The 5,966-nt window shown below is 73.2% G+C and carries 4 protein-coding genes; 2 read left to right on the top strand and 2 right to left on the bottom strand.

What is annotated here, in order from left to right; translation table 11 throughout:
* Positions 1-107: 107 nt before the first annotated feature.
* Positions 108-1,700 carry a phytoene desaturase family protein gene (locus C1I99_RS28300; RefSeq protein ID WP_111137259.1) on the bottom strand — a complete coding sequence of 531 codons (1,593 nt, stop codon included), beginning with the start codon at positions 1,698-1,700 and terminating at the stop codon, positions 108-110.
* Between the two features lie 11 nt (positions 1,701-1,711).
* Entirely contained in the window at positions 1,712-2,434 is a 723-nt protein-coding gene (locus tag C1I99_RS28295; RefSeq protein WP_111137258.1) for a TetR/AcrR family transcriptional regulator, read from the bottom strand.
* Between the two features lie 103 nt (positions 2,435-2,537).
* Between C1I99_RS28295 and C1I99_RS28290 the strand changes: the two genes are divergently transcribed.
* Positions 2,538-4,721 carry an MMPL family transporter gene (locus C1I99_RS28290; protein ID WP_111137257.1) on the top strand — a complete coding sequence of 728 codons (2,184 nt, stop codon included), beginning with the start codon at positions 2,538-2,540 and terminating at the stop codon, positions 4,719-4,721.
* A gap of 68 nt (positions 4,722-4,789) precedes the next feature.
* Complete coding sequence (locus tag C1I99_RS28285; protein ID WP_111137256.1) at positions 4,790-5,956, top strand: alkaline phosphatase PhoX; 1,167 nt, start codon at positions 4,790-4,792, stop codon at positions 5,954-5,956.
* The last annotated feature ends 10 nt before the right edge of the window (positions 5,957-5,966 follow it).

Below are 5,966 nucleotides of genomic sequence, written 5' to 3'. Positions count from 1 at the left end.
GTCCGGCGCCACCCCCTAACCCCCCGACAACCCGTTGATCATGAAGTTGTCGTCGCGACACGCCGCCGGACGGCAATAACCTCTCGATCAACTGGGAAAGGGGAGGGTCAGTGGTTCAGGTCGGTGAGGATGCGGCGGGCGGCGTTGTGGCCGGCGGCGCCGATGACGCTGCCGGCCGGGTGGCAGCCGGCACTGCCGGCGTAGACGCCGTCCACGCCGGTGGCGTAGGGCATCCGGTCGGTGAACGAGACGGTGTTGTCGACGTGGTGGATATGCCCGCCGGTGATGCCGAAGTGGGCTTCGATGCCGGGCGGTGGCAGCGGCACCGCCTCCGCGATCAGGTCGCCGGTGCCCGGCGCGTACCGCTCGCAGATGCCGACCAGCCGGTCCACGTACCCGGGCAGCGCCTCGTCCCAGGTGGTGCCGGCCAGCTCGTAGGGCACGGACTGGACGAAGAGGGCGGACGAGTGGTGCCCCCGGCCGTCGGAGAGCGACGGGTCGACGGTGGTGTGCAGGTACCACTCGATGGTCGGCTCGGCGGGCAGCCGACCCGCCCGGACGTCGGCCCACATCGCGCGCAGCGCCGCCATCGGCGACGCGCCGCCCCCGCCGGCCAGCGACGCCGAGCCGGGGAGCAGGTGGATGGTCGAGCCGAACGGGCTGGGCGCCCCCTGCGGCAGGCACGAGAAGCGGGGCAGCCCGGTCAGCGCGAGGTTGAGCTTCAGGGTGGTGCCGGGGCGGCGGGCCGCCGCCATCCGCTCGGTCAGCGGCGCCGGGAGCGCGCCGTCGGGTAGCAGCTCCATCAGCCGGTACGGGTCGCACGCGCCGAGCACCACCCGGGCGGCCACCTCCCGCCCGTCGGCGAGCACAACTCCGCTGGCCGCGCCGCCGGCCAGGGTGATCGCGCTGACCGGCGTGCCGGTCAGGATCGTCGCCCCGGCGGCCCGGGCGGCGTCGGCGAACGTCCGCGAGACGGTGCCCATGCCACCCTGCGCGATCATCCAGGTGCCCCCGGAGCCGGGCAGCCGGCACATGTTGTGCACCAGGAAGTTGTGCCCGGTGCCCGGGTCGTCCGGCCCGGCGTTGAGCCCGCTCAGGCCGTCGGTGACGGCGTACATGCTGATCAGCAGCTCGGAGCGGAAGTCGAAGCGGGCCAGGTAGTCGGCGACCGAGCCGCGGACCAGGTCCACGAAGACCTGCCGCAGCGCCGGACGGACGTACCGCTCCGCGGTCTGGTCCACGGGCAGCGGCTCGGCGAGCCAGCCCGGCGCGAGGTCGGAACGCAGCGCGGCCAGCTCGGCCTGCAGGGCGTCGTCGGCGGCCGCGTCGGCCGGGGAGAAGACGTCGGCGAGTTGCCGGCGGGTGGCGGCGGTGTCGCTGCCGAAGAGGAGGTACGGCGAGCCGGCCCCGCCCGGGGTGGGCAGGAAGTAGTGCGGGTCGCGGCGCAGCACGGGGATGCGGACGTCGAGCGTGGCCAGCAGTTCCGGCGGCATCAGCCCGAGCAGGTACGAGCCGGTGGAGTGGCGCAGCCCGGGCACCGTGCGGAACGGGTTCTCGGTGCGGGTGGCTCCGCCGATCACGTCGGCGGCCTCCAGCACCAGCACGTCCAGGCCGGCGCGGGCCAGCAGGATGGCGGAGACCAGGCCGTTGTGACCGGAGCCGACGATCACGACGTCGGCGCGGACGGGCAGCTCACTCATGTCGCGGGAGCCTACTGCCCGCCTCCGGCCTGGTCAGCCCCTCCGCCGAGCTGGGCGGTGAACATCGCCAGCTCCAGTTCGAACAGCGCTTCGGCCTCGGTGACCGCCCAGGTGAGCTGGCGGAAGACCTCCATGGCGACCAGCCCGTAGAGCCGGGTCCAGCCGGAGAGGAAGGCGTATGCGACCTCGATCGGCACCTCGCCGTGGCTGAGCCGCAGCGGCTCCAGCCGCCCGCCCAGTTGTTGCCGGAGCAGCTCGGCGGGCGGGGTGGGGAACGGGGACCGGTGCCAGAGGTCGATGATCGGCTGTACGAAGACCGCGCCGAACCGGGCGCCGGGGTGGTCGGGGTCGACGCAGTCGTCGACGAAGCCGTCCAGCCCGGGGCTGGGGGCGCCGAAGATCAGCCCGAACTCGGCGGGGTGCGCCACCGACCAGGCGCGGAAGGCGCGGCACATGGCGAGCAACTGGTCGACCGGCTCGGCCCCGGCGTCGTCCCGGGTTGCCTCCAGCCGCAGCCGCAGCTCGTCGTAGAGGTCGCCGGCGAGCGCCGCGACCAGCGCCTCCAGGCTGGGGAAGTAGCGGTAGATGGCCGGCGCCGTCATGCCCATGTCCCGGGCGATGGCCCGCAGTGAGATCGCGTCGACGCCGCCGGTCACCAACAGCCGTCGTGCGCCGTCCTTGATCTCGGTGGCGGTAGCCGTGCGCAGGCGTTCCCGTCGGGTGGGTGCGGTCATCCGGCTAACCCCCTTGACCAATGCGAACGCCGTTGCGATAGTTAACAGCGTTCACCCAAATAAGCGATGGTTACAGCTTAACCGCCGATGGAGGGAGAGGCGAATGTTCGCCTGGTGGGGACAGATGGTGGTGCGGCTGCGTTGGGCGGTGCTCGCCGCCGCCGTGGTGCTGGTCGCGGTCGGATCGACCTGGGGAGCTGGCGTCTTCGGGCAGCTCACCGGGGGCGGGTTCGACGACCCGGCGAGCGAGTCGAGCCGGGCCGCCGAACGGATCACCGACGAGCTGGGGCCGCAGGGCGTCGACCTGATCGTGCTCTGGTCCAGCGACACGGTGACCGCCGATCAGCCCACGTTCCGTGACCCGGTGGCCGCCACCGCCGACCGGCTGCGCGAGCATCCCGCGGTCAGCTCCGTCACCACCTGGTACGACACCCAGGTGCCGGCCCTGCTCGCCGCCGACCGGCGGGCCACCTACGCGCTGGTCCAGCTACGGGCCGGCGACGAGGACGGCAAGACCGCCGCGTACGAGGAGCTGCGGCCGGCCCTCGACGCGCCGGGCGTACGGACCGAGGTGGGCGGGACGGTGGCCTTCCTGCACGAGGTGAACCGGCAGACAACCGAGGACATCACCCGGGCCGAGCTGCTCTCCATGCCGGTGCTGCTGGTGCTGCTCGTGCTGATCTTCGGCGGGCTGGTGGCGGCCTCCACCCCGCTGCTGATCGGCGGGCTGGCCATCCTCGGCGGGTTCGTCGCCGTCCGGCTGGTCAACATGTTCACCGACGTGTCGATCTTCGCCATCAACGTCATCACGCTGATCGGCCTCGGCATGGCGGTCGATTACGCGCTCTTCGTGGTCAGCCGGTTCCGGGAGGAACTGGCCGGCGGGCACGACACCGCCACCGCGATCCGCCGCACCATGACCACCGCCGGGCGGACCGTGCTGGTCTCCGGGTTCACCATCGCGCTCGCCATGGCCAGCCTGCTGATCTTCCCGCAGGCGTTCCTGCGCTCGATGGGTCTCGGTGGGATGGCCGCCGTGCTGGTCGCCATGCTCGCCGCGCTGACCGTGCTGCCGGCCCTGCTCGCGGTGCTCGGCCGCCGGATCGACGCGCTGCGCGTACCGCTGCCGTCGCGGCGTCGGGCGCGGGGTGGGCGGCCGGCGATGGGGGAGGTCGGCGGCGCCTGGGCCCGGATCGCGCGGAGCGTGATGCGCCGTCCGGTGCGTTACCTGGTCGGGGTGACCCTGCTGCTGGCCCTGCTCGCCGCGCCGTTCCTGCGGATCTCCTTCGGCGGCTTCGACGAGCGCGTACTGCCGGCGGGCGCCGCGCCCCGGGTGGTCTCCGAGCGGATCGCCGCGGAGTTCCCCGGCGCCACCGTGGCGCCGATCGACGTGCTGGTCTCCGGGGCGGACGCCGACGCGGTGCGCCCGTTCGCCGACCGGGTGGCCGCGGTGCCCGGGGTGACCGGGGTGCAGGTGGCGGCCAGCCGGGGCAGCTCCACCCTGCTGACGGTGACCTACCCCGGCGAGCCGACCGGCGAGGTGGCCCAGGGCGTGCTCCGGGCGCTGCGCGACCTGCCGCCGCCGGCCGGGGCGGAGGTCCTGGTCGGTGGCCGCCCCGGCGCCGACCGGGACCTACTGGACAGCCTCGGCGCCCGGCTGCCCTGGATGGCCCTGCTGATGGCCGCCGCGACCATGCTGCTGCTCTTCCTCGCCTTCGGCTCGGTGGTGCTGCCGGTCAAGGCGGTGCTGATGAACCTGGTCTCGATCGGCGCCTCGTTCGGCGTGGTGGTGTGGATCTTCCAGGACGGGCACCTCGCCGACCTGCTGGGCTTCACCGCGACCGGGTTCATCGAGCCGAGCAACCCGATCCTGATGCTCGCCGTGCTCTTCGGGCTGGCCACCGACTACGAGGTGTTCCTGCTCTCCCGGGTGCGCGAGGAGTGGGACCGCTCCGGCGACAACACCCGGGCGGTGGCCGGCGGCCTGCAGCACACCGGCCGGATCATCACCGCCGCCGCGCTGCTGCTGATCATCGTGGTGGCCGGCTTCGCCACCGGCGGCATGTCGTACATCAAGCTGATCGGGGTCGGCATGATCGTGGCGATCGTGGTGGACGCGACGCTGGTCCGCGCGCTGCTGGTGCCGGCGACCATGCGGCTGCTCGGCCGGTGGAACTGGTGGCTGCCGGGGCCGCTGGACCGGCTCTGGCGCCGCTTCGGGATCCGGGAGACCGCCGAGCCGGAGCCGACCGCCCGGCAGACCCGTCATCCCGCGTTCATCGGGTAGTGGCTTCCGTCGATGTCCCGTCGGCCCTAGCGTCGACGGGACATCGACCATCTCCGGGAGGTTCTCCGATGGACCGTCGCACCGTCCTGCGCGCCACCGTCGCCGGCGGGGCCGCCGCCTTCTCCGGCAGCCTCTGGGCTGGTGCCGCGCTCGCCGCCCCCGCACAGCCCGGCCCCGGCCCGTACGGGGAACTGCTCGCCCCCGACGGCAACGGCATCCAGTTGCCCGCCGGCTTCACCAGCCGGGTGATCGCCCGCTCCGGGCAGCGGGTCGCCGGCACCTGGTACCTGTGGCACTGGGCGCCCGACGGCGGCGCCTGCTTCCCGGCCGGGGACGGCTGGATCTACGTGTCCAACTCGGAGATCCCGCTGGTCGGCGGCGCGTCCGCGGTGCGCTTCCTGGCCGACGGCACGATCGCGGCGGCGTACCGGATCCTGGGCGGCACCAACGTCAACTGCGCCGGTGGCGCCACCCCCTGGGGCACCTGGCTCTCCTGCGAGGAGGTGCCGCTCGGGCGGGTCTTCGAGACCTGGCCGGACGGCAGCCGCAGTGCCGAGGAGCGTACCCGGATGGGCCGGTTCACCCACGAGGCGGCGGCCTGTGACCCGGACCGGCGGGTGGTCTACCTGACCGAGGACGAGGGCGACGGCTGCTTCTACCGGTTCATCCCGGATACCTGGGGTGACCTGCGCACCGGTCGGGTGCAGGTGCTCTGCGCCCCGGCCGACCAGGTGGCCGGGCCGGTGACCTGGCGGGACGTCCCGGACCGGGACGGGTTCCCGATCCCCACCCGGCACCAGGTCGGCGCGGCGAAGCACTTCGACGGCGGCGAGGGCTGCTGGTACGACCGGGGGACCTGCTGGTTCACCACCAAGGGCGACAATCGGGTCTGGGCGTACGACGCGGTCAACCAGCGCCTCGACCTGGCGTACGACGACTCGCTGGTGCCCGCCGGCGCCGCCCCGCTGACCGGGGTGGACAACATCACCGGCACCGCCGGCGGTGACCTCTACGTGGCCGAGGACGGCGGCAACATGGAGATCAACCTGATCACCCCGGCGGGGGTGGTGACTCCGTTCCTGCGCCTGCTCGGCCACTCCGGCTCGGAGATCACCGGCCCTGCCTTCTCGCCGGACGGCACCCGCCTCTACTTCTCCTCCCAGCGCGGCACCACCGGCAACTCCACCGGCAACGGCGGCATCACCTACGAGATCACCGGCCCCTTCCGCCACTAACCCCCACCCC

Source organism: Micromonospora deserti (assembly GCF_003236335.1).
GTDB classification, from domain to species: Bacteria; Actinomycetota; Actinomycetes; order Mycobacteriales; family Micromonosporaceae; genus Micromonospora; species Micromonospora deserti.
Note: the sequence above shows the minus strand (reverse complement) of the source record. Positions and strands in the feature narration are given on the sequence as shown.